General features: G+C 64.5%; 21 protein-coding genes. 3 read left to right on the forward strand and 18 right to left on the reverse strand.

From position 1 onward, the window contains the following. Positions 1 to 69 precede the first annotated feature (69 nt). From AAIL66_RS13125 to AAIL66_RS13200, 16 genes are all read right to left on the reverse strand, one after another. Positions 70 to 1029: a VOC family protein gene (locus AAIL66_RS13125; RefSeq protein ID WP_034350816.1), complete on the reverse strand. Its 960-nt coding sequence runs from the start codon at positions 1027 to 1029 to the stop codon at positions 70 to 72. A gap of 170 nt (positions 1030 to 1199) precedes the next feature. Continuing rightward, complete coding sequence (locus AAIL66_RS13130) at positions 1200 to 2675, reverse strand: aldehyde dehydrogenase (protein ID WP_343496904.1); 1476 nt, start codon at positions 2673 to 2675, stop codon at positions 1200 to 1202. Positions 2676 to 2686: 11 nt separating this feature from the next. Next, positions 2687 to 4381: a thiamine pyrophosphate-binding protein gene (locus tag AAIL66_RS13135; RefSeq protein ID WP_343496905.1), complete on the reverse strand. Its 1695-nt coding sequence runs from the start codon at positions 4379 to 4381 to the stop codon at positions 2687 to 2689. After that, positions 4374 to 5174 (reverse strand): SDR family oxidoreductase, encoded by an 801-nt coding sequence (locus AAIL66_RS13140; RefSeq protein WP_034382295.1) that lies wholly within the window; start codon positions 5172 to 5174, stop codon positions 4374 to 4376. Before AAIL66_RS13140 ends, AAIL66_RS13135 begins: the two co-directional genes overlap by 8 nt. After that, positions 5167 to 6024 carry an IclR family transcriptional regulator gene (locus tag AAIL66_RS13145; RefSeq protein WP_034350821.1) on the reverse strand — a complete coding sequence of 286 codons (858 nt, stop codon included), beginning with the start codon at positions 6022 to 6024 and terminating at the stop codon, positions 5167 to 5169. Before AAIL66_RS13145 ends, AAIL66_RS13140 begins: the two co-directional genes overlap by 8 nt. Positions 6025 to 6031: 7 nt before the next feature. Continuing rightward, positions 6032 to 6808 (reverse strand): SDR family oxidoreductase, encoded by a 777-nt coding sequence (locus tag AAIL66_RS13150; RefSeq protein ID WP_034350824.1) that lies wholly within the window; start codon positions 6806 to 6808, stop codon positions 6032 to 6034. Between the two features lie 314 nt (positions 6809 to 7122). Further along, a complete protein-coding gene (locus AAIL66_RS13155; RefSeq protein WP_343496906.1) occupies positions 7123 to 7881 on the reverse strand; it encodes a 5'-methylthioadenosine/adenosylhomocysteine nucleosidase in 759 nt (252 codons plus the stop codon). A 106-nt stretch (positions 7882 to 7987) separates the two neighbouring features. Continuing rightward, entirely contained in the window at positions 7988 to 8986 is a 999-nt protein-coding gene (locus AAIL66_RS13160; RefSeq protein ID WP_034350829.1) for a tripartite tricarboxylate transporter substrate binding protein, read from the reverse strand. A gap of 206 nt (positions 8987 to 9192) precedes the next feature. After that, on the reverse strand, positions 9193 to 9993 hold the full coding sequence (locus AAIL66_RS13165) for an aspartate dehydrogenase (RefSeq protein WP_343496907.1): 801 nt from the start codon (positions 9991 to 9993) through the stop codon (positions 9193 to 9195). Positions 9994 to 10035: 42 nt separating this feature from the next. After that, positions 10036 to 10842, reverse strand: coding sequence for an IclR family transcriptional regulator (locus tag AAIL66_RS13170; RefSeq protein ID WP_034351506.1), 807 nt, complete (start codon positions 10840 to 10842; stop codon positions 10036 to 10038). 5 nt (positions 10843 to 10847) lie between these two features. Further along, positions 10848 to 11726, reverse strand: a complete 879-nt coding sequence (locus AAIL66_RS13175; protein WP_343496908.1) for an alpha/beta hydrolase — start codon at positions 11724 to 11726, stop codon at positions 10848 to 10850. A gap of 8 nt (positions 11727 to 11734) precedes the next feature. After that, a complete protein-coding gene (locus AAIL66_RS13180) occupies positions 11735 to 12268 on the reverse strand; it encodes a cupin domain-containing protein (protein ID WP_003072476.1) in 534 nt (177 codons plus the stop codon). Between the two features lie 261 nt (positions 12269 to 12529). Continuing rightward, on the reverse strand, positions 12530 to 14206 hold the full coding sequence (locus AAIL66_RS13185) for a long-chain-fatty-acid--CoA ligase (protein WP_343496909.1): 1677 nt from the start codon (positions 14204 to 14206) through the stop codon (positions 12530 to 12532). 213 nt (positions 14207 to 14419) lie between these two features. Continuing rightward, positions 14420 to 15484: a class II fructose-bisphosphate aldolase gene (fba, locus tag AAIL66_RS13190; protein WP_004340312.1), complete on the reverse strand. Its 1065-nt coding sequence runs from the start codon at positions 15482 to 15484 to the stop codon at positions 14420 to 14422. A gap of 130 nt (positions 15485 to 15614) precedes the next feature. Further along, on the reverse strand, positions 15615 to 16973 hold the full coding sequence (locus tag AAIL66_RS13195; protein WP_343496910.1) for a histidine kinase dimerization/phospho-acceptor domain-containing protein: 1359 nt from the start codon (positions 16971 to 16973) through the stop codon (positions 15615 to 15617). Continuing rightward, complete coding sequence (locus AAIL66_RS13200; protein WP_343496911.1) at positions 16970 to 17665, reverse strand: response regulator transcription factor; 696 nt, start codon at positions 17663 to 17665, stop codon at positions 16970 to 16972. The genes AAIL66_RS13195 and AAIL66_RS13200 overlap by 4 nt, the downstream gene beginning before the upstream one ends. Before the next feature lie 155 nt (positions 17666 to 17820). On the opposite strand from AAIL66_RS13200, the gene AAIL66_RS13205 reads away from it, so the two are divergent. From AAIL66_RS13205 to AAIL66_RS13215, 3 genes are read left to right on the forward strand one after another with little or no spacing between them, the layout of a single operon-like run. Further along, positions 17821 to 18411: a phosphatase PAP2 family protein gene (locus AAIL66_RS13205; protein ID WP_063662220.1), complete on the forward strand. Its 591-nt coding sequence runs from the start codon at positions 17821 to 17823 to the stop codon at positions 18409 to 18411. Positions 18412 to 18458: 47 nt separating this feature from the next. Continuing rightward, positions 18459 to 19214 (forward strand): phosphatase PAP2 family protein, encoded by a 756-nt coding sequence (locus tag AAIL66_RS13210; RefSeq protein WP_034382306.1) that lies wholly within the window; start codon positions 18459 to 18461, stop codon positions 19212 to 19214. A gap of 26 nt (positions 19215 to 19240) precedes the next feature. Next, positions 19241 to 19816, forward strand: coding sequence for a phosphatase PAP2 family protein (locus AAIL66_RS13215; protein WP_343496912.1), 576 nt, complete (start codon positions 19241 to 19243; stop codon positions 19814 to 19816). Between the two features lie 157 nt (positions 19817 to 19973). On the opposite strand, the gene pyk is transcribed toward AAIL66_RS13215, so the two are convergent. Both pyk and AAIL66_RS13225 read right to left on the reverse strand, forming a co-directional pair. Beyond that, positions 19974 to 21410 carry a pyruvate kinase gene (gene pyk, locus AAIL66_RS13220; protein ID WP_004340286.1) on the reverse strand — a complete coding sequence of 479 codons (1437 nt, stop codon included), beginning with the start codon at positions 21408 to 21410 and terminating at the stop codon, positions 19974 to 19976. Between the two features lie 310 nt (positions 21411 to 21720). Next, complete coding sequence (locus AAIL66_RS13225) at positions 21721 to 22500, reverse strand: CPBP family intramembrane metalloprotease (RefSeq protein WP_034350846.1); 780 nt, start codon at positions 22498 to 22500, stop codon at positions 21721 to 21723. Between the last annotated feature and the right edge of the window lie 12 nt (positions 22501 to 22512).

The raw sequence follows: 22512 nt of genomic DNA on the forward strand, positions 1-22512 counted from the left end.
CAGCGAGGGTGTTGTCCCCCTCCCGCGCAGCGAGAGAGGGGGAAGGCGCGAAGCGACTCAGCGGGTGTTTCATTTCTTGTCGGTCAGGAACTTGCCGTCGGCAGCGCCCACGCCCTTTTGGCGCCGCGTATTGCCGTCGAGGCCGCCGTCGATGGCCCACTCGGCGAACACCGTCGGGCCGGGCTCGAACTCGCGCGGCTGCCAGTCGGCTGTCAGCTGGTCCTCGTCGGCGTAGTACTCGACCAGGGCGCCGGCCGGGTTCTTGAAGTACCAGAAATAGGCCGAGGACACGGGGTGGCGGCCCGGGCCGAGCTGGGTGTCCCAGCCGCAGCGCGAGATATGCATGCCGCCGCCGAAGACTTCGTGGATGTCGCGCACGGTGAAGGCAACATGGTTCAGGCCCGCATGCTTGTCGGGGCGCTGCAGCAAAAAGATGTCGTGGTGGCCGCCATCGGGCGCGGTGCGCAGAAAAGCGCCTCGCTCGGGATAGCGGTCCGAGGCCGCAAAGCCGAAGTTCTCCACATAGAAGCGCTCGCAGGCCTGCACGTCCTTGACGAAGAACACCACATGGCCGACCTCGATGGGCTGGGCGCGCTCGTAGGCCGGGCTGGCCTGGTTGATGCGACCCTTGCGGTCCCAGGTGTTGTACTCGGCACTTTGCATCTGCACATCGCGCTTTTGCGTGAGCTGCAGGCGCACGGCCAGGCCGTTGGGGTCGGTGCAGCCGATGCGGCCATTGCCCTGGACGAAGCCTGGAAGCGCGCGGATGCGATCTGCATACAAAGCCAGGTCGGCTTCGCTTTCCACCCCCCAGACCACTTCGCGCAGCGTGGGGCCGGCTTCGATGGCGGGCGGCAGATCGGGGTGATTGGTGGCGGCCACGATCACGCGGCAGCCGTTCAGTGTCTCGAACACCAGCCGGTCGGCCTGCTCCTCGGCCAGGCTCAGGCCCCAGTCGAGGAAGAACTGGCGGCAGGCCGCGAGGTCGTCGGCGCCGTAGCTGATTTCGTCAATGCCCAGTACGCTCATAAAAATCCTTTCTTTACCCGATCACGCGCCATGCGCTGCCCACATCGCCTGCAACCGGCGCGACCCATCGGCGGACGCCGAGCAAGGGCCGCCCCGCAGCGAAGGTGTCGTCCCCCTCCCGCGCAGCGAGAGAGGGGGAAGGCGCGAAGCGACTCAGGGGGTGTTTCATCTCAATTTGCCCAAGCCAGTGGGTTTGCGTTCAGTCCCCAGTACAGGCTCTTCTGCTCCATGTACTGCTGTATTCCCAGCCGCCCCTTCTCGCGGCCCAGGCCGCTATCGCGCCAGCCACCGAACGGTGTGGAGATCGAGAACTGCTTGTAGGTGTTGATCCACACGGTGCCGGCCTGCACCGCGCGGCCGATGCGCCACGCGGCCTTGTAGTCGCGCGTCCAGATGCCGGCGGCCAGTGCGTAGACGCTGTCGTTGGCCTGCTCCAGCAAGGCCTCTTCGTCGTCGAAGGGCATGGCCACGAGCACGGGGCCGAAGATCTCCTGCTGGCAGATCTGGTCGTTGTTGTTCACGCCTTCGAGGATGGTCGGGCGGTAGTAGTAGCCGCGCTCGTACAGCGCGCCCTCGGGGCGGTGGCCGCCGGTGCGCAACTGGCCGCCTTCGGACAGGCCGAGCGCCACGTAGCTCTCGATGGATTCGCGGTGCTTGGCGGTGATCAGCGGACCCATCTGGGTGCGCTCGTCTGCCGGATCGCCCACGCGCAAGGCGGCGGCCTTGGCCGTGAGGCGTTCCATGAAGTCGCCATAGAGCTTCCTCGCCACGAACAGGCGCGAGCCGGCGATGCACGACTCGCCCGAGGAGCTGAAGATGCCGTAGAGCACGCCGTTAACGGCATGGTCGAGGTCGGCGTCTTCCAGCACCATGGTGGCCGACTTGCCACCCAGCTCCAGCGAGACGGGCATCATCTTGTCGGCCGCGATGCGGGCGATGTGCTTGCCGGTGGAAGTGCCGCCCGTGAAGGACACACGCTTGACCAGCGGGTGCTTGGTGATGGCGTCGCCGATCACCGAGCCGCGGCCGGGCAGCACGCTGACGATGCCCTTGGGCACGCCGGCCTCTTCGCAGATGCGGGCCAGCTCCAGCGCCAGCAGCGGCGTGGCTTCGGCGGGCTTGACGACCACGGCATTGCCTGCGGCCAGCGCGGGAGCGAGCTTTTGCGCCTCGCTGGCGATGGGCGAATTCCACGGCGTGATGGCCGCGACCACGCCCATGGGCTCGTAGACGCTCATGGTCATGAAGTCGCCACGCGACGGCGTGATGGTCTCTTCCATGGTCTCGCAGGCCGCAGCGAAGAACTGGAAGGTGCCGGCGGCGCTAGCCACCAGGGCGCGCGTCTCGCTGATGGGCTTGCCGTTATCGAGGCGCTGCAGCTGGGCCAGGGGCTCGGCGCGTTCGCGGATCAGTTGGGCCACGCGATGCAGCACGGCGGCGCGCTCGTGCGGCTTTTTCTGCGCCCAGCCGCTGGTGCGGAAGGCGTGATCGGCCTTCTGGATGGCCTCTTCCACATCGGCCAGGCTGGGGGCGCGCAGGCGGCCCACCACCTCGCCGGTCGCGGGGTACAGCGTGGCGGATTCGTCGCCGCCGCCCAGGCGCCATTCGCCGGCGATATTGATGGGGAGCAGTTCTAGCTTGGACATGGTGAAACTCCTCACTGAGCCTTGGTGGTGGCCGGGATCTGGTCCAGCTTGTTCACCGGCGGGCCCGAGAACGTGGTCTTGAAGCTGCCGATGGCGCGCATGTCGATCTCGAGCAGGAATGGCCCCTTCCTGCCCCAGGCGCCTTCCAGCACCGCAGGCAGCTCGTCGAGATGGCTCACGCGGGCATGGGGCAGCTTGATGGACGCGCACAGCTGGGCGTAGTCGGGCGTGTGCAGCTCCACATAGCAGCGGCGGCCGCCGTAGGAGGCGTCCTGGATGTTCTGGATCACGCCATAGCGCTGGTCGTTCATCAACACGATCATGGTGTCGCACTCTTCCTGCACCAGAGTGGCGAGCTCGCCCAGATTCAGGATGAAGCCGCCGTCGCCGGCCAGGCCCAGCGTCTTGCGGCCCGAGCCGCTTTCGGCCGCACCGATGGCCGCGCCAATGGCCATGGGCATGCCCATGCCGATGCCGCCGCCCGTGGCGTGCACGCCTGCGTTGGGCTCGAAGAAGCGCAGCTCGCGGTTGCCCCAGGTGCTGTTGGAGACGGTCACGTCACGCACCCAGTTGAAGTTGCGGCCCACGGCCTGCTGCAGCTGCTGCACCAGGGCACTGTAGGGGCCCAGGCCGTCGCGCATGGTGGCCACGACTTCGTCGTGCACCTGGCGCAGGTCGGCCAGCAGCTCGGGATCGGCCCGGTAGCCGCGCGCTTCCAGGCGGTCGGCCAGGCCGTTCAGGGCCAGGGCCGAGTCGCCGCAGACAAAACCGTCATCCATATAGCAGCGGCCCTGCTGAGCGGCGTCCACATCGATGCGCAGCAGCGGGCGCGGCAGCTTGAGTTCGTACTTCAGCGTCTCGTTGCTGCGCAGGCGCGTGCCCACGGCCAGCATGGCGTCGCAGCGCTGGTAGAAGGCCTCGACGGGCTTCTGGATGTTGTAGGCGCCCAGCGATGCGGGATCGTCCTCGGGCACGATACCGCGGCCCTGGCCGGTGCTGACGATGCCGAAGCCCATGGCTTTGAGGCGCTGCACTGCAGCAACGGCATGGCGGGCGCCGCCGCCCAGCCACAGCAGCGGGCGCCTGGCCTTGGCCAACTGGTCGGCCAGCGCGTCGAGTCCAGCCTCGCTCGGTGCCAGCACAGCCACCGGCAGCGGCGACAGATCGGCCGGCATGTCTATCAGCGCCTGCTGGATGTCGATGGGAATCTCCACGCTGACCGGGCCCGTGGGGGCAGTCATCGCGGCCTGCACCGCGGCCTTGAGCGTGGACAGGCAGGTCTCTGCGCTCAGCACGCGGAAGGCGGCCTTGGAGACGGACTTCAGCATGGTCAGCTGGTCCGGCGCCTCGTGGATGTACGACAGCTTCTTGTCCAGGTACTGGGTCTCGATCTGGCCCGTGATGTGCAAGAGCGGCGTGCCGGCCGTATAGGCTTCCACCAGGCTGCCGGCGATATTGCCCGAAGCCGGGCCGGTGCTGGTGATGCACACGCCCAGGCTGGAGGTGGAACGCGCGCAGGCGTCGGCCATATTGCCGGCGCCTGCCTCGCCGCGCGCCATCACAAAGCGCACCTTGCCGCGTGCAAACATCGCGTCGAGGATGGGCATGTTGTGGATGGAGATCACCCCGAAGGCGGCCTTCACGTCGCAGTGCTCGAGGAATTCGGCAATGACGGCGCCGACGGTGATTTGGGTTGCGTTAGGCATGGCGGGAAAGGCCTCCGGAAACATCGATATGGCTGCCGGTCGTGTATGACGACAACGGCGTGGCGAGATAGAAAATGGCGCGCGCGGCTTCGGCGGGTGATCCCAGGCGGCCCAGCGGAATGGACTTCTTGGAGGCCAGCTCGGCGCTCCACTGCTCCCAGGTCTGGCTGCGGTCCTCGCGGGCATCGAAGCGGCGGCGCCACTGGCCTGACTCGATGAGGCCGACCAGGATGCCGTTGACGCGCACGCCCTTGGGCGCGAACTCGGTGGCCATGGAGCGCACCAGGTTCTTGAGACCGGCGCGCGCCGCCGAGGTCGCGACCATGTGCGGCTCCGGCTGGGAAGCCAGCAGCGAGTTCACACAGACGATGGCCGAGCCTTCGCCGCGCTCAAGCTGCGGCAGAAAGGCGCGCGTGGGATGCAGCACCGAGAAGAACTTCAGGTGCAGCTCTTCGGTCCAGGCTTCGTCGCTGGTGTTCTCGAAGGTGGAGACACGTCCCTGACCGGCGTTGTTGATGAGGATGGAAGCCGGGCCCAGAGCCGCTTCGCTGGCGCGGGCGAACTGCTGCACCTGCTCGGCATCGAGCACGTCGCAAGCCTGGGCGAACAGGCGCGCGCTGGCCTCGGGATGACGCTCCAGCAGTTGCTTGACGGCCTGCTCCAGGCGCTCTGGATTGCGGCCGCACAGGGCCACGCGTGCGCCCTGGGCCAGCAGCAGCTCCACCGTGGCCAGGCCTATGCCCGAAGAGCCGCCGGTGACGACGGCCGTCGCGTCGAGTGTGAAATCATGCATGGCCGCCTCCTGCGCGCCTTGAAGTGATGGACAGAACCTGCGCGCTGGATTGCGGCCGGTAGTTGAGCAGCTCCGACAGTTCGGTGGCCGCCGCACAGACACGCGGCACCAGCTCCGTCTGGCGCTCGAGGTCGATCTGGGCCGAGGCCAGGGTCACCCCAAGGGCGGCGATGACTCGGCCGCTGTGATCGCGCACGGGCGCCGCGATGGTGGAGATCGAGCTTTCGTAGAAGCCCGCACCGGCCACATGGCCACGCTCGCGATCGGACTGAACCAGGTCGAAGAGCTCGATCACGGTCCTGGGCGTATTGGGCGAATGGCCTTCCAGTTGCTCTTCGGGATAGAGGGCACGCAGCTCCGGCAGCGACAGGTCGGCCAGCAGGATGCGACCCAGCAGCGTGGCATGGGCGGGCAGCCGCGTGCCCACGCGCACCGAGCTGGTCAGCGGTGTTGGCGGCGTGACCTTGGCCACATAGACGATGTAGCGGCCGTCGCGCACCACGATGTTGCAGGGGAAGCGGATTGCCTCGCACAGCCGCGCGATCACGGGCTGACCCAGCTCGGTCAGGTCCATGGAGGACAGGAACTCGAAGCCCAGGCGCAGCACGGACAGGCCCAGCCGGTAATCGTTGCCGCCCTCGGCGCGCTGCAGAAAGCCCATGCTCTCCAGCGTGTTGAGCATGCGGAACACTGTGGCGCGCGGCAGCTGCAGGCGGCGCGCCAGCTCGGGAGCACCCAGCGTGGCGTTGCCGCGACCGAACTCCTGCAGCAGGCGCAGGCCGCGCTCCAGCGCGGGCACCATGTACTTGTCGGAGCCGCCGTCGGCGGAGACGTTGTCGTTGTCGCTCATGGGGCGCTCAGTTCATGACGAAGCCGCCGTTGACGGGCAGCACCTGCCCCGTCACGAAGCGCGCACCGTCCGACAGCAGATAGGACACGGCACCCGAGACATCCTCGGGCCCTTGCTCGCGCTGCAGCGCGCGCTGGTCGATGTAGAGGCGGTGGCGATGCTCGGGCACGTACTCGGTGGCCTCGACCAGCACCAGACCCGGAGCCACGGCATTGATGGTGATGGCATCCGCGCCCAGCTCGCGCGCCATGGAGCGCGTCATGGCCATCACGGCGCCCTTGCTCGCCACATAGGCCATCAGGTTGGGCGCACCCCACATGGCAGTGTCGGAGGCCAGATTGACGATGGCGCCGCGCCCGCTGTCCTTGAGCGCCGCACGGCAGGCACGGGTCATCAGCCAGACACCACGCACATTGACGTTCATCACCTGATCCCATTTTTCCAGGGCGATGTCGTCCATGCCCTTGCCGCCGGAGTCCGTCACGGCCGCGTTGTTGACCAGACCGTCGAGGCCGCCCAGGGTCTGCACGGCCTGCTGTGCGCACTGTTCTATGGAGGCCGGGTTGCTCGCATCAAAGGCGATGCCGTGAGCCTCGAAGCCCATGGCGCGCAGCTTGGCAACGGCTTCGCTCAGCAATTCGGCGCGCAGATCGGCCAAGACGAGCTGTGCCCCCTGTTGGCACAGCGTCTGAGCAAAAGCAAAACCCAGGCCGCGGGCAGCGCCGGTCACAAGGATCCGGCGCCCAGCGAGCTGACCGGTGGAAGGCATGGTGTTGAGGGTCATCTTAAACCTTGTTTGTTTCAAATATGAAATGACACTTTTTTCTTGAAACAAGACTGCAGTTTAGTGAGCTTCTTTTGAGTCAATACCCGGAGAAACCCGTAGTCAGCACACCACAGCGACATACGGGCGTAAAAAAACCGCGACAAGCGCGGTTGAAAGGAAAACAGGGCAACAAAAGGTATCCGGCCTGCAGTTGTCGGCAGGCTGGATCGAAGTCATCAATATCAATAGCTTATAGCGCCTATCAGTGAATGAGTTCAGGCTTAAAATACCTTAAAACTCATATTTATCAATCGTTTACAGCTACTAAAAGATTAGCAAACAGCCTGCTTCTTCGCGGGCGTCTGGCGCAGAAAGTCCAGCACCACGCGTTGCGCGTAGCGGCTTGCCACCGTGCGCACGAAATCCGAAAAATCCACATGGGCGCTGTCGTCCGCCCGGTCCGAGATGGTGCGCATTGAGGTAAACGGCGTGCCGTAATCCAGGCAGGTCTGGGCCACGGCAGCGCCCTCCATCTCCACGGCCAGCACGGCATGGCCGGCGGCCTCCAGATCGGCTCTGAGCTGTGCGCTGGCCTGGCGCGAGCTGACAAACTGATCGCCGCTGGCAATCAGGCCCTCATGGACGCGGGCCGAAGCATACGAAGCCACGATGCCCGAGCGCAGCGCCGAGTCGGCGGCCTGCACCAGCCGGTCCGTCGCCGCTTCGTCGCAGGCCAGGGTGCTGCGACCGTAGCCGGGCAACTGCCAGCGCGGAAAGATCGGCGAGGCATCCATGTCATGCTGCAAAAAGCTCCGCGCGATCACCACATCGCCCACGTTCACATCCGCGCCGATGCCGCCCGCCACTCCGGTGAACAGAATGCCGCGCACGCCAAAGCGCTCGATCAGCGCGGCGGTGGTGGTGGCTGCGGCCACCTTGCCTATACCCGACAGCGCACACACCACCTCATGCCCGTGCAGCCGGCCCAGCCAGAAGTCGCGCCCGGCATGGCGCAGGCACTGCATGTCCTGCATGGCGTCGACCAGGCCGTGTTGTTCTTCGGCAAGAGCGCTGAGAATGGCTAGCGTCATGGATGGGGATACTCCGAACATGGGCCTGTAGGCCCTGGTGAAAGCACAAAAGCGGCACTGGGCCGCTTTTGTGGGAAGCGCAAGAGGCGCGATTAGAGCATGACGGTTACTGTGCCACGATATTGTGGCTCTTGACCACGGGCGCCCACAGTGCAGTCTCCTTGCGGATCAGCTCGCCAAAGGCATCGCCCTTGACCACCCAGGGGGTCATGCCCTGGGCCTTGAGCTGGTTCTGCGCGGCCTGGGTCTTCATGACCTTGTCGATGTCCTCGGCCAGCTGCTTGACCACTTCGGGCGGTGTGTTCTTCGGAGCCAGCACGCCATACCAGGACGAAACGGCAATACCCGGAACACCAGCCTCCGCCAGTGTCGGCACATTGGGCAGGAAGCTCGAGCGCGTGGCATCGGTCACGGCCAGGGCGCGCAGCTTGCCCGACTGCACATGGGGCAGCACGGTGGGCATGTTGGCGATCAGCATGGGGATGGTACCGCCCAGGGCATCGTTCAGGCCCTGCCCCGAGCCCTTGTAGGCCACGTGCATGATGTCGGCACCCGACTTGTCCTTGAACAACTCGCCGGCCAGGTGCAGGCTGGAGCCCACGCCGGGCGAGGCATAGCTGATCGAATCGGGCTTGGACTTGGACAGTGCCACCAGCTCCTGGATGGTCTTGGCCGGTACCTGGGGATTGACGACGATGACATTGGCCGCACGCCCCATGGAGGCCACGGGCACGAAGTCGCCGAACACGTTGTAGGGCAGCTTGGGCATCAGCGTGGGATTGATGGTCAGGTTGCCCTGAGGCACGACCAGCAAGGTATGGCCATCGGGCTTGGCGCGCTTGACCATGTCGATGCCGATGTTGCCGTTGGCACCGGGGCGGTTGTCGACGATGGAGGCCTGCTTGTACTCCTCAGTCAGGCCCGTGGCCAGGATGCGGGACAGGATGTCCACCGCTCCGCCGGCGGGGAACGGCGCAATGATGGTGAACTGACCGCTGGACAGCTGTTCGGCGGCACTGGCAGCGAAGGCCGGGGATATGGCGGCGGGGAGCGCAGCGGTGCAGGCCAGCGCCAGACAGGACTTGAGGAAGGCGGAACGTTGCATGGTCTTGTCTCCTGGGAGAACGGAAATTTCAAAAAGGCTAAAGGCCGATGCGTCTCAGGCTTGATGCAGCGCAAAGGCCGGCGGGCAAAGACATGACACCATGGATGCCATGCTCAGATGGGTGGTGCTTGCGCGCACTTTTGCAAACACGCAAGCAAGACCGATGCCACCGGCACGGCACATGGCTGGAACGGGTCAGTTCCGGGTTAGATGGCCAGCGGCGCCACGTTGTTGAGCACGGCGCGCACCACGCTGTACACGGTCAGCGCCGAGGTCTTGGGGTTGGCCGCCAGCGGCTTGCCGCGCATGGTCAGTTCCATGGCTCCGAATGCACCCCGCGCCTCGACCTGGTGCACGTTCTCCTGAACGGCAGGATCGGCAAACAGACGCACCATGGTCTTGTCCAGCCCCAGTCCCGCCAGCGACAAGGTGGCCGCCACATTCGCATTCTTGGGATAGAGCTGTGCGGCCTCGCGCGCCGAGCCCTCGAAAATGCAGAAGGCCTCGGTCAGTCCGTCCAGATCGCAGACCTGCTCGGCCGGGGTGCCGCTCCATGCCTTGGGCGGCTTGCGGCCCGTGTAGAGCACCGTGTCCAGGCCGCCGATACGCGCCGCAGCCAGGGCATCAATGCCGCCGATGGCGCCCGACAACAGCTGGGCCTGCGTCTTGCCGGTCTCGGCCGCAGCCTGTACGCGCTCGGCCATGCCCGGCGCGCTCAAGGCGCCTATGGATGCGATGACCGCAGGAATGCCGCGCGCCAGCGCCGGCAGCACATGCTCCTCTATGGCTGCATGACCCGCGCATTCCACGAGAAGATCCGGCACCGCATCGCCGGGCAGGGCCTGCAGCAGCTGCGCCTGTGGCGCCAGGCGGGCAGCCGTCTCGCGCACGGCTGGCGTGATCTCGGGAACCAGTACCCAGCCCACTTGCAACCGGGCATCTCCGCTCAACAGCTCCAGCACACTGGAGCCAATCGCGCCGCAGCCAATCAAAGCAATATTTTTCATCTCTAGCCTCCTGAAAAATGCGCTGGCCCGGCGTGATCGGGGTCAGCGCAAATGGTCCGGGTGCTGCTGGCGCAAATGGGCGGACAGAGTCTCTGCCGCCTGCTGCACCTTCTGCACCCAGAGCTGGGTTTTTTCGGGCCCCAGCTCGGTAAACGGAATGGCCATGGCCAGCCCCGCAACCACCTGCCCGTCTGCGGCGCGCACCGGCGCTGCAATACTGGAAACGCCAGGCTCGTAAAAGCCCTCTCCCATGGCATAGCCACGCTCGCGATCCTCGGCCAGCAGGCGCAGCAGCTCGTCGACATTGCGCGGCGTGCTCTCGGAGAACTGGGGCAGTTCCTCGCCACCAAACACCGAGCGCAGCTGCGCGCCGTCCATGTCATGCAACAGGGCCCGTCCAAGCACCGTTGCATGCGCCGGCAGACGCGATCCCACACGCACAGCGCCCTGGAATGCTCCGGACGGAGTGACGCGTGCCACATAGACCACGGAAGTGCCATCGCGCAATGCAAGATTGCTGGTCATGCCCAGCTCATCGCACAAGGCCTGCAGCACAGGCTCGGCCAGTTGCGCCAGCGGCTGGGTGGACAGGTAGTCATAGCCCAGGCGCAACACGGCCAGACCGAGCCGGTATTCGGTGCCGCTGCGCTGCAGATACCCCGAGTTTTCAAGCGTGGTCAACATGCGAAACACCGTGGAGCGCGGCAGCTCGAGGCTGCGCGCCAGCTCGGGCGCACTCCAGACCGGTTGCGCCGGGCCAAAGCAGGCCAGCAGGCGCAGTCCTCGGTCCAGAGCGGGCACGGTGTAACGGTCTTGTTCGTTGGTTGAAATCTCGGAGGTTTCGCTCATGGCAATCAGCTGGTATTGGGGCAATAGCTTTGGTTCAACAAAGATGCCAGCCTATGCGCGACCTCCATTGGTTGTTCCACGGGTGAAGCATGACCGGCAGCCGCAAGCGTACCGTAGTGCGCGCCCAGCATTTCGGACCAGGACTTGCAAGCTGCAGGTGTAGTCACCACATCGTGCTCGCCGACCCAAACCTCGACCGGCATGCCAAGCCTGCCCCGTGCCTGTGCCAGATCGCTGCCGCAAAGCAGCTCGACCGCCTGCGCATAGCCCTGCGGCTGCATGCGCGCCGTATTCCAGCGCACCCATGCACGCACGGCTTCAGGAGCCTCGGAGGACACCAGACGCTGGTCGATGACGGCCGCCAGACCGGCGACGCCCTTCTCTGCCAGAGCCGCCAGCCGGCCCTCGCGCACCTTGGCCTGCTGCTCGGCCTTGGCCTCAGCGCCGTAGCCGCCCGCCGGGCTGATGAGAACCAGTTGCTCGACCAGTCCTGGTGCGGCCATGGCAGCCAGCCTGGCTGCCATCAGGGCGCCCAGCGAGTGCCCGACCAGAATGCAGCGCCGCACGCCCAGCACCAGCAGCGACTGGGCCAGCGCCTGCGCATAGTCGGCATCGGCAGGCGCCGACTGTGCCAGCGGCGTCGACACGCCATAACCGGGTGCATCCCAGGCCAGGACACGCACTTTGTCAGCCAGCTGCAGCGCCACATCCAGCCAGGATGCAGCCCCGGAGCTGATGCCATGCAGCAGCACCACCGCAAAGTCGGAGCTGGCGTCGCCTGCCTCACGCCAGGCGACCTGGGCGCCCTGGGGAAGCTTCACCAGCCGCTCGGGAAAACCGGTCTGCAGCAGCTGCAGTTTCAGCGACAGCAAATCCTCGTGCATGACGAAGCTCAGCGCTTGATCTTGGCCAGAGGATGCTCGGGCGGATAAGTCGGAGTGACGGGCTTTTTAGCGCCCAGCATCACGCACATCAGCGCATCCTCATCACCGACATTGATCTCTTCGCGGTAGACGCCGGGCGGCACCGAAACCACATCGCGATCGGTCAGGATGGTCTCGAAACGCTCGCCGTCCTTTTCCAGCACCAGCTTGAGCTTGCCGCGCATCACGAAGAACACTTCTTCCACATCGGTGTGCAGATGCGAAGGGCCTTCATGGCCGGCGGGAATCACCATGGTGGAGAAGGTGAAGTTTTCCGACGGAATGGTGTTGCTGTCGGAGGCCACGCCCGTGCCGCCCGTGCCGATGTAACGCATCTGGCCGCGGCGATATTTGGGATCAAAGTCGGCCTGGAACTTCAGGGCATCGAAGTCGTACTTGCGCGTGGCAAAGCGCGCAATGCGTGTGCTCATCCAGTCTTCAAAGCTGGAGCCCTCGGGGCGATCCCAAGTACGGGCGCTGTTGTCTTGTGCGATCTCGCTCATATGTCTCTCCTGAAACCGTTGTAGAACACAAAAAGCGATTTGCTTTTTGTTTTACTAATAAAACCAGGTTCATTTGGCGAAACAATTATAAGAAGACTTGCCCGATATCAACAAGCACATTTCCTTGTTGCTGCGGTGGAGACAGGTATCGGTGTGGCGTTTTGCTCCCTGCTCACACAGGCACGGGCCTGAAAACAGGCATAAAAAAAGGAGCGCCAAGCGCTCCTGTGAACTCGCCTTGAAGGACAAGATGAAAAACTCTCAGGCGTCGCGCAGCTCCCGGCGCAGGATCTTGCCCACGGGAGTCTTGGGCAGATCGGTGCGAAAGACGATGTGGCGCGGACGCTTGTAGCCGGTCAGATTGGCTTGGCAGTAGTCGCGGATGGCCTGCTCGGTCAGTGCCGGGTCTTTCTTGACGACGACGAGCTTGATGGCCTCACCGGACTTTTCGTCGGGTACGCCGACCACCGCGCACTCCAGCACGCCGGGGCAGTTGGAGACCACGTCCTCGACCTCGTTGGGGTAGACATTGAAGCCGCTGACGATGACCATGTCCTTTTTGCGGTCCACGATCTTCACAAAGCCGCGCTCGTCCATGGTACCGATGTCACCCGTGAGGAAGTAGCCATCGGCCGTCATGACCTTGGCGGTTTCGTCGGGGCGCTGCCAATAGCCGGCCATGACCTGCGGGCCCAGCACGGCGACTTCACCGGGCAGACCCAGCTCGCTCACGTCCTGGCCGTCGCTGCCGACCAGCTTCACATAGGTGCTGGGCAGGGGCACTCCTATGGTGCCCGAGTAAGCCGTGGCCGTGACCGGATTGCAGGTCACCGAGGGGCTGGTCTCCGAGAGGCCGTAACCCTCGCAGATAGGGCAGCCGGTCTTCTTGAGCCACAGCTCGGCCACGGCACTTTGCACGGCCATGCCGCCGCCCACCGAGACCTTGAGGTGGCTCCAATCCACTGTGCCGAAGTCGGGGTGGTTGGCCAGTCCGTTGAACAAGGTGTTCACGGCCGGAAAGCTGTGGAAACGATGTCTGGACAGCTCCTTGAGCGTGGCCTTGAGATCACGCGGATTGGGAATCAGCACGGTCTTGCCGCCAGTACGCATGGCCAGCATCATGTTCACCGTGAACGCGAAGATGTGATAGAGCGGCAGCGCGCAGATGCTGGTGGGCTGTTCGCCGGCCGACACCTTCTTCATGGCGGGCTCGTTCCAGGCTTCGGACTGCAGCACGTTGGCGATGATGTTCCGGTGCAGCAGCACAGCCCCCTTGCTCACGCCGGTGGTGCCACCCGTGTATTGCAGCAGCGCCATGTCGTCGGCCTTGAGCACCGGCGCGTTCAAGGTCGCACCGCGCCCCTTGGCCAGTGCATCCTTGAAGCGCACGGCACCGGGCAGGCTGAAGGGCGGCACCAGCTTCTTGACGGAGCGCACCACGTAATTGACCAGCATGCCCTTCAAAAGCCCCAGCTCGTCGCCCATGGCACAGAGCACGATGTGCTGCACGGCGCTGCCATGCATGCCATCCTGCAGCGTCTTGGCGAAGTTCTCGATGATGACGATGGCCTTGGCGCCCGAGTCCTTGAGCTGATGCTCGAGCTCGCGTGCCGTGTAGAGCGGGTTGACGTTGACCAGTACATAGCCGGCACGCAGCACCCCGGCCACGGCCACCGGGTACTGGGGAATATTGGGCATCATCAGCGCCACACGGTCGCCGCGCTGCAGCCCCAGGCTTTGCAGATAGGCAGCAAAGAGCTTGCTCTGCGCATCGACCTGGGCGAAGGTCAGCTCCTTGCCCATGAAGGAATAGGCCACCTTGTCGGCATGCTTGGCAAATGCCTCTTCCATCAAGGCCACCAGCGATGGATACTGGGACGCATCGATGTCCGCAGGAACTCCCTCTGGATATGCATTCAGCCAAGGACGGTCACTCATTCTTCTGTCTCCGTGTCTTATCGTCTGATCCGGCCATTGTGATAAAAAGCACGGTCGTTCGATACTGTAGTAACCCTAGGAAACAAGCCGGGTCACCTTGGTAACAGAAGTCAAAGCCCATGAAAAAAGCCCGCAGGCACCAGGCTGCGGGCTTTGAGTTTTTTCAGCCTCCAGCGCTTACTGGAAAAGCGCTGACAGCTATCAAACTTGAGTTCACTTGACCAGCTGGGCCAGATCGCCAGCGGCGTACTTCTTGGCCATTTGCTCCAGGCTGTAACCCTTGATCTTGGCACCCTGGCCTTCGCAGCCGAACTCGATGTAGCGGGCCTTGCAGACTTGCTTGGCCGCTTCGCGTGCAGGCTTGAGCCATTCGCGGGCGTCGAACTTGTCGGGGTTCTCGGCCAGGAACTTGCGCACGGCGCCGGTCATCGCCAGACGGATGTCGGTGTCGATATTGATCTTGCGCACGCCGTACTTGATGGCTTCCTGGATCTCTTCCACGGGCACGCCGTAGGTTTCCTTCATCTTGCCGCCGTACTGGTTGATGATGGCCAGCAGCTCCTGGGGCACGGAAGAGGAGCCATGCATCACCAGATGGGTGTTGGGGATGCGGGCGTGGATTTCCTTGACGCGCGAGATCGCCAGGATGTCGCCTGTGGGCTTGCGGCTGAACTTGTAGGCGCCGTGGCTGGTGCCGATGGCGATCGCCAGCGCATCCAGCTGGGTGGCCTTGACGAACACGGCAGCTTCTTCGGGGTCGGTCAGCATCTGGCTGTGGTCCAGCTTGCCCTCGGCACCGATGCCGTCTTCTTCGCCGGCTTCACCGGTTTCGAGGTTGCCCAGGCAGCCCAGCTCGCCTTCCACGGTGGCGCCGATCTGGTGGGCCATGGCCACCACCTTCTGGGTCACGTCCACGTTGTAGTCGAAGGACGAAGGTGTCTTGCCGTCGCTCATCAGCGAGCCGTCCATCATCACCGAGCCGAAGCCCAGGTTCAGCGCGCCCTGGCAGACTTCAGGCGTGGTGCCGTGGTCCTGGTGCATCACCAGGGGGATGTGGGGATACATCTCGGCAGCCGCCTGGATCAGGTGCTTGATGAAGGGCTCACCGGCGTACTTGCGGGCACCGGCGCTGGCCTGCAGGATCACGGGCGCGCCGACTTCGTCAGCCGCCGACATCACGGCCTGGACCTGCTCCAGGTTGTTCACGTTGAAGGCGGGGATGCCATAGCCGTTTTCAGCAGCATGGTCCAGCATTTCGCGCATCGAGATCAAAGGCATGGTGGGTTCCGTTCAAAGTTTTGAGAGGCAACGCCCCCGGCGATGAATCACTGCAGTGCGCCGCACGACAGCTGTGGCCCGGGGAAAGACCAGCGGCCACGCTTCGGTAACCGCTTAGTAACCGGGTATTTTAACCGGCTAGCGGTAATTCCATGCGATAGCAGGTGGTGAAGCCTTGCGGCGCCTCGGCCACCATGAAGCGCCCGCCATGGGCCTGCATGACACGGCTGACGATTTCATGGCCCAGATGCAGGCTGTCCACGGGCGGCACATGGTCCGGAGCGGCATCACGTCGGCCGTCATCGCAGACCTGCACCCAGGCCCGTTCCTGGACGCTGTCAAGGCCGGCTTGCACCTCGATCTGCGTGCCCGTCGGCGTGTGGCGCACGGCGTTTTCCACCAGATTGCGCAGGGCCGAATCAAGCAGCAGCGCATTGCCGCGCACCGGCAGCTCCTGCGGGGCGTCCACGGAGATCATGTCTTCACGCTGCCAGGCATGCTGGGCCTGCGCCGCCGCCACATTGCGCACCACATCGGCCCAGTTCACGGTCTGCAAAGGCGCATCCAGCATGCCGCGTCCAGCCCGGGCCAGGGTCAGCAACTGATCGAGCACATGGCCGGCATGCAGGGCGTCCTGACCGATGCGCTGCAGCGCGGCCTGCATGACAGCGGTATCGGCCTGCCCCTCCGACTTCAGCGCCTGGGCCTGCAAAGCGATGGAAGCCAGCGGCGTGCGCAGTTCATGGGCCACTTCATTGGCCAGATTGCGCTCGCGCTCCAATGCCTCCTGCTGGCGGTCGAGCAAGGTGTTGATCGAGCTGACCATGGGCGAGAGCTCGCGCGGCACATGGGCATCGGAGAGGCGCTGGTCACGGCCCAGATCCAGCGCCTCCACGCGTTGCGTAAGCTGATTGAGAGGACGCATGCCGCGGCGCATGGCCACACCCAGCGCAATCACGATCACGGGCAGCAGCCAGAATCCCGGCTCTATCATCTGCATGGCGATGTCGTCGGCCAGACTGTCGCGCTCGGCCAGGTCGATCATCACCGTGACCTTGGCGGTTTTGTCGTGGCTCCACTGGGTATAGCTGCGCCAGGCCTTGCGTTCATCCGTACCAATCGTGGCAAAGCCCTGCTCGATGTCGAAGTCCGGCAAGGGCGCCTGTCCGGTGCGCGATATCAGCAGGCCTTGCGCATTCCAGAGCACCACGCTCAGCGACTCCTGATAGTCGTGGGCGTGCAGGCCTGCAGGCGGCTGGACAGCCGTGGTCTCTCCGGCCGGCACATCGTCCTGCACATGCCAGTTCAAGGTCAGCGCGGCCACTCCGGCCAGGTGTCCGTCGGTCAGCTCATCGGCCTCGTGCACTCCGGTCTGGTAGCCCCAGATGACGAAGCTGCCCCAGACCAGCGCCAGCGCGCCCAGCATCCAGGCCAGCAGATTCAGCTGCAGCGAGCTGCGGCGCATGCCGGTCTGCGGCATGGCCTTCATTCCTGCTCCCGCGGCATGAAGTAGCCCACGCCGCGCATGGTCACAATGATCTTCTGGCCCAGCTTCTTGCGAAGATGGTGGACATAGACCTCCACGGCATTGCTCTCCACCGTATCGCCCCAGCTGTAGAGATGCTCCTCGATTTGCGGGCGCGACAGCACCCGCCCGCGCGCAAGCAACAAGGCCCAGAGCACGGCAAATTCGCGCGGTGATACCTCCACCTTCTGCCCCGCCTGCCTGATGGTGCGGGTAGCCGGGTCCACCTCCAGATCTGCATGGCGGATCACCGGCGATGCCTGACCGGCCGCGCGGCGCATCATGGCGCGCAAGCGTGCCTCCAGTTCGTCCATGTCAAAGGGTTTGACCAGATAGTCATCGGCGCCCAGATTGAGCCCCGCGACCCGGTCCTGCACCTGATCGCGTGCCGTGAGGATCAGCACCGGCGTGGCCGGATCGGGCAGTTGCGGCGCACCGGGCCGTCCTGTCTGCAGACGCAGGCGGCGCACGACCTCGCTGCCATCACCGTCGGGCAGACCCAGGTCCAGCAACACGGCATCGAAGCGCTCGGCACTCAGGGCATGCCAGGCCTCGGCCACGCTGGCGCACACGTCCACCGCATAGCCGCGCTGCATGAGATTGGTTCGCAGCCCTGCTGCAATGCCTTCGTTGTCTTCGACCACCAGAATTCGCATGCACGCATTGTGCGCGGCAATCCGCAATCCGCTCAACTGGCTGGTCAACGCCGGCAACCACCTCCCCTGATCGCTCATGGGCTTGACATCCGCAAGCCAGCATTTCGCTTTAACATCGGCCACCTTCCATTGCCGCAATCTGCCGCAGCGCCTTCATGTTCTTCTTCGATCCATTTCTGTTTGCGCTGTTCAATGCCGATGCCCAGACGCACTGGTTCAGCATCCAGCTGGCACGTGCACTCTCGGCCTGGTTGCCCAATCTCAGCGGCATTCTTGTCCTCATCGCCCTGGTGTTCGGCTCACCGGCAACACGCCGCACCATGTTGATGCTGCTGCTGTCCATGGCCACGGCCTGGCTGATCGCCAGACTCATACGCTGGGGCTTCCCGGCCCCGCGCCCGTTCCAGCTCAATCTGGGTACGCTATGGATTCAGCATGGAGGACGTGCCGGCTTTCCCAGCCTGCATGCCAGCGGAGCCTTTGCCCTGGCCATGGCCCTCAGCCTGGGCGCAACCCGCCACCGCAAGCCGCTTGTCTGGCTAGCCTGGATAGCCGCCATCGGCATCGCCTGGAGCCGCGTCCATCTGGGGGTGCACTTTGCGTCCGATCTGATGGCCGGCGCGCTGGTAGGCATCAGCGGCGCGCTCATCGTCTGGCACATCGCCTTCCAGCTGCGCCGCCGCCGTCATCTGCGCGTCATGCCGCATCTCAAGCGCCTGCGCGGCGCATGGGCGGCCCAGGGCTGAGCCTGCTCTTAAGCGCTTGTTAAGCAGCGCTTTCTATCGTGGCGGACATGAAGTCGTCCGCCCCCTCGCGTCCCCTCCCTCCTCTTCGCCAAGCCTCCGCTCCAGCCCTGCTGAGCTGGACTGTCATTGCCCTGGCCTGCGTACTGGCCTGGGACATGAGCAGCCTTGACATGCCCATGGCGCACTGGTTTGGCAGCAGCCAGGGCTTTGCCCTGCAGAACGACTGGTTCATGGTCAACATTGCCCATGAAGGTGCGCGCAAACTGGCCTGGGCCATCGTCATGGGGCTGAGCCTGATGATCTGGTGGCCCATAGGCTGGATGCGAAAAGTGTCTTACCCACGCCGGATACAACTGGTCGTGGGCGCACTGGTCTCGCTCATCATCATGGCGCTGATGAAACGCATCAGCGTGACCAGCTGCCCCTGGGACCTCGCCGACTTCGGCGGCGTGGGCCACTATGTCTCGCACTGGGCCTGGGGTGTCATAGATGGCGGCGGCGGCCACTGCTTTCCGGCCGGTCATGCCTCGGCGGGCTTTGCCTTCATCAGCGGCTACTTCGCGCTGCGCCACGAGCTGCCGCGCACTGCATGCCTGTGGCTTGCCGCTGCCCTTGCGGTCGGTATGGCCCTGGGTCTGGCGCAGCAGATGCGCGGTGCCCACTTCATGAGCCACACGCTGTGGACCGCCTGGCTGTGCTGGACGGCCAGCTGGTTTTGCGATCTGCTGACCACCCGCCGCCTGGCGCACCAGGCACCGGCGGATGCAGCCCTGCCCCTCGACGAGCTGCTTGCCCAGGACTGAGCGCAGCACACACGCAAAGGCCATTCATGCTGCTTATCGATGCCCCCGTATTTCACTTTCTGAATGCCAACACCCAGAGCCCGCTGTGGTGGATTCAGGCCTCGCGCTTCGCCTCCAACTGGTTGCCCGGCCTGTGCGCCCTGCCCGTGATTGCCGCCATGCTGGCGCTTGGCAAGGGCTGGCGGCGCAGCCTGCAACTGGCCTTGCTGTCCATGGCATGTGCCTGGGTGGCCTGCCGTCTGATTCGCTGGGGCCTGCCCATGCCCAGGCCGGCGCAACTGGGCATGGGCATGCAGTGGATAGCACATGGTGCCAGCGCCAGCTTTCCCAGCATGCACGCCGCCGGCGCCTTTGCCCTGGCTCAGGGCATCAACCTGGGAGTGGGCAGACACCAGCGCTGGCTGGTTGTTGTCGCATGGCTTCTCGCCACCAGCGTGGCACTGAGCCGCGTGGTGCTGGGCGTGCATTTCCCTTCGGACGTTCTGGCCGGCATGCTGGTCGGTACCGCCAGCGCCGTGCTGGTCTGGCGCAGCGCCCTGCAGATCCAGCAAGCCCGGCGTCGCAAACAGCTCAAGCGCCGCCTGCAACCCCTGCTCGGCTGATTCACGCTCTCAAAACAAAAGCTGCCAGCGCTTTATGCATAAGCGCTGGCAGCTTTTTTGATGAGGCATGCTTCAAGTCAGAGGCATCGAGCAAGAGCCGCCTCGCAGCGAAGATGCCGTCCCCCTCGGGGGGAAGCGGCATAGCCGCTCAGGGGGCTCACTCCACCCTGCAGATCTTGAGCATATTGGTACCACCGGGCTGGCCCATGGGCTCTCCGCAGGTGATGGCGTAGACATCACCGGACTGCACGATGCCGCGGGCCAGCAAATGGCCCTTGGCCTGGTCCAGCGCCATGTCGCGCTCGGCGCTGGTGTCCATCAGCAGAGGGCGCACGTTGCGGTACAGCGCCATCTTGCGCTGCGTGGCCAGCTTGGGTGTCAGAGCGTAGATGGGAATATGGATGCGATGACGGCTCATCCACAGCGCTGTCGAGCCGGAGTCGGTCAGCGCCACGATGGCCTTGGCACCCAGGTGATGAGCGGTGAACAGCGCGCCGATGGCGATGGCCTGATCGGTACGCTTGAACTGGCTGTTGCTGAAGTCGGCATCCTTGACGCGGTCTTCGGCCGCTTCCGCAGCGGCGCAGATGGCGGCCATTTCACGCACGGTTTCCAGCGGGTACTTGCCGGCAGCGGTTTCGGCGCTCAGCATCACGGCATCGGTGCCGTCCAGCACGGCATTGGCCACGTCGCTCACTTCAGCACGGGTGGGCACGGGGTTGGTGATCATGGACTCCATCATCTGGGTCGCGGTGATCACCACCTTGTCCATGTCGCGCGCCATGCGGATCATCTTCTTTTGCAGCGCGGGCACGGCAGCGTTGCCCACTTCCACGGCCAGATCGCCACGGGCAACCATGATGCCGTCGGAGACCTTGAGAATCTCTTCCAGGCGCGGAATGGCCTCGGCACGCTCGATCTTGGCGATCAGGCCGGGCTTGTGGCCGTACTGGGCAGCGGCCACATTGCAAAGCTGGCGCGCCATTTCCATGTCGGTGGCGTTCTTGGGGAAGCTCACGGCCACGTAGTCGGCCTGGAAGGACATCGCGGTCTTGATGTCTTCCATGTCCTTGGCGGTCAGTGCGGGAGCCGTCAGGCCGCCACCTTGCTTGTTGATGCCCTTGTTGTTGGACAGCTCGCCACCCAGCTTGACGACGGTGTGTACCTCTTCACCGCGCACTGCGTCCACGGTCAGCACGATCAGGCCGTCGTTGAGCAGCAGCACATCGCCGGCCTTCACGTCACGGGGCAGCTCCTTGTAATCAAGGCCCACGCCGTTGATGTCGCCCAGTTCGGTGCGCGATGCATCGAGCACGAAGCGCTCGCCAGGCTCGAGCATGACCTTGCCCTCGGCAAACTTGCCGACGCGGATCTTGGGACCCTGCAGGTCGGCCATGATGGCCACTTCGCGGCCTGCACGCTGGGCAGCCTCGCGCACCATGGTGGCACGGTCGATATGGTCCTGCGCCTTGCCATGGCTGAAGTTCAGGCGCACGACGTTCACGCCTTCGCGCACCATTTGTTCAAGCAGTTGCGGATCGCTGGAAGCGGGGCCCAGTGTGGCGACGATCTTGGTAGCACGACTCACTTGCATGAAATGTCTCTCTCGCGATGGAATGTAATCGGGTTTCAATTCTGGCACGAATGCGGTTACATGACTGCATCTTGCACGCTGCTGCCGCACCCGACAAGCCAGCCACAGGACCACAAAAACAGTAGCTGCCTACGCATGTCCATTATTGAACTCAGGTCATATCAAGCATGAAATGTTTATATTTCAAGCGCTTGCAGCTACTGATTCAGAAGCATAAGAGTGAAACTCGCGCCCGAATCGGCGCGCCTGCTGCAGCGCATCAAAGACCGCGTCGAAACAGTTTTGCCCGGCAGGTTCAAATGTGCAGGCCTCAGATCAGCCCGTGCGAGAGCAGATAGGTCACCACATGCGTGAGCATGGCGGCCTCGAGCCCGTAGCGCCAGAACATGATGCCCGCCAGCAACCCGTAGACGCTTTCACACACCAACAGCTGCAGTACGACCGGCGCCGACAGCTCGCCGACCACGGTCCAGCCCAGAAACACCGGAATGCAGCCGGACAGCAAGGCAGCCAATGCAATCGCCGCCCAGCCCAGCCGCCAGTCCGGGCGCTGCCTGGGGCTGCCAAAGGCCTTCCACAGCAGCCACATCACGGCGCTCAGCATGCCAAGACGCAACAGCAACTCTTCGGTAATCGCGCCATAGAGCAGCTTGGGCCATAGTGGCAAGCCGTAGACCGGGTCCACAAAAGACATGCTCTCGGGCCAGACCACGGCCAACGTCACCAGCCAGGCCGCGCCGATCACGCCGCCCGCCACGCCGGGCAGGCTCAGCACGCGCATGCCGCGCCAGGGCATGCGCCCCTCGGCCACGGCATGAATCAATGGTGCGCTCAAGCCCAGCCTCGGGCCCAGCCGGACCCCGAGGCCCACGCTCAGCGCCAGCAGGACGCTCAACCCCGCCGTCGCGGCCCAGCCGACCACAATGTCTGAGCCTCCACTGGCCAGAGCGGCCAGCCAGGCAGGCGGCGTCGTCCAGGCCAGCGCCACCACGCCTGGCAGACCCAGCAACCAAAGCAGCAAGCCCATGCGCGCGGCAGACTGTGGCCTGGCCGCAGCGCGATGAGACAGGTGGGTAAAGGTCTGCGGCATGATGAACCCTGG

The organism is Comamonas sp. F1-6 (assembly GCF_039581415.1).
Lineage (GTDB): Bacteria > Pseudomonadota > Gammaproteobacteria > Burkholderiales > Burkholderiaceae_C > Comamonas > Comamonas thiooxydans.

Bases quoted from the DNA above. Each gene is read 5' to 3' on its own strand.
- AAIL66_RS13225 (WP_034350846.1), bottom strand. From the start codon at position 22,500: ATGCCGCAGACCTTTACCCACCTGTCTCATCGCGCTGCGGCCAGGCCA.
- AAIL66_RS13195 (WP_343496910.1), bottom strand. From the start codon at position 16,973: ATGAAGGCCATGCCGCAGACCGGCATGCGCCGCAGCTCGCTGCAGCTG.
- AAIL66_RS13210 (WP_034382306.1), top strand. From the start codon at position 18,459: ATGAAGTCGTCCGCCCCCTCGCGTCCCCTCCCTCCTCTTCGCCAAGCC.
- AAIL66_RS13215 (WP_343496912.1), top strand. From the start codon at position 19,241: ATGCTGCTTATCGATGCCCCCGTATTTCACTTTCTGAATGCCAACACC.
- AAIL66_RS13170 (WP_034351506.1), bottom strand. From the start codon at position 10,842: ATGAGCGAAACCTCCGAGATTTCAACCAACGAACAAGACCGTTACACC.
- AAIL66_RS13185 (WP_343496909.1), bottom strand. From the start codon at position 14,206: ATGAGTGACCGTCCTTGGCTGAATGCATATCCAGAGGGAGTTCCTGCG.
- pyk (WP_004340286.1), bottom strand. From the start codon at position 21,410: ATGCAAGTGAGTCGTGCTACCAAGATCGTCGCCACACTGGGCCCCGCT.
- AAIL66_RS13200 (WP_343496911.1), bottom strand. From the start codon at position 17,665: ATGCGAATTCTGGTGGTCGAAGACAACGAAGGCATTGCAGCAGGGCTG.
- AAIL66_RS13130 (WP_343496904.1), bottom strand. From the start codon at position 2,675: ATGTCCAAGCTAGAACTGCTCCCCATCAATATCGCCGGCGAATGGCGC.
- AAIL66_RS13175 (WP_343496908.1), bottom strand. From the start codon at position 11,726: ATGCACGAGGATTTGCTGTCGCTGAAACTGCAGCTGCTGCAGACCGGT.
- AAIL66_RS13135 (WP_343496905.1), bottom strand. From the start codon at position 4,381: ATGCCTAACGCAACCCAAATCACCGTCGGCGCCGTCATTGCCGAATTC.
- fba (WP_004340312.1), bottom strand. From the start codon at position 15,484: ATGCCTTTGATCTCGATGCGCGAAATGCTGGACCATGCTGCTGAAAAC.
- AAIL66_RS13180 (WP_003072476.1), bottom strand. From the start codon at position 12,268: ATGAGCGAGATCGCACAAGACAACAGCGCCCGTACTTGGGATCGCCCC.
- AAIL66_RS13145 (WP_034350821.1), bottom strand. From the start codon at position 6,024: ATGAGCGACAACGACAACGTCTCCGCCGACGGCGGCTCCGACAAGTAC.
- AAIL66_RS13165 (WP_343496907.1), bottom strand. From the start codon at position 9,993: ATGAAAAATATTGCTTTGATTGGCTGCGGCGCGATTGGCTCCAGTGTG.
- AAIL66_RS13160 (WP_034350829.1), bottom strand. From the start codon at position 8,986: ATGCAACGTTCCGCCTTCCTCAAGTCCTGTCTGGCGCTGGCCTGCACC.
- AAIL66_RS13140 (WP_034382295.1), bottom strand. From the start codon at position 5,174: ATGCATGATTTCACACTCGACGCGACGGCCGTCGTCACCGGCGGCTCT.
- AAIL66_RS13125 (WP_034350816.1), bottom strand. From the start codon at position 1,029: ATGAGCGTACTGGGCATTGACGAAATCAGCTACGGCGCCGACGACCTC.
- AAIL66_RS13150 (WP_034350824.1), bottom strand. From the start codon at position 6,808: ATGACCCTCAACACCATGCCTTCCACCGGTCAGCTCGCTGGGCGCCGG.
- AAIL66_RS13155 (WP_343496906.1), bottom strand. From the start codon at position 7,881: ATGACGCTAGCCATTCTCAGCGCTCTTGCCGAAGAACAACACGGCCTG.
- AAIL66_RS13205 (WP_063662220.1), top strand. From the start codon at position 17,821: ATGTTCTTCTTCGATCCATTTCTGTTTGCGCTGTTCAATGCCGATGCC.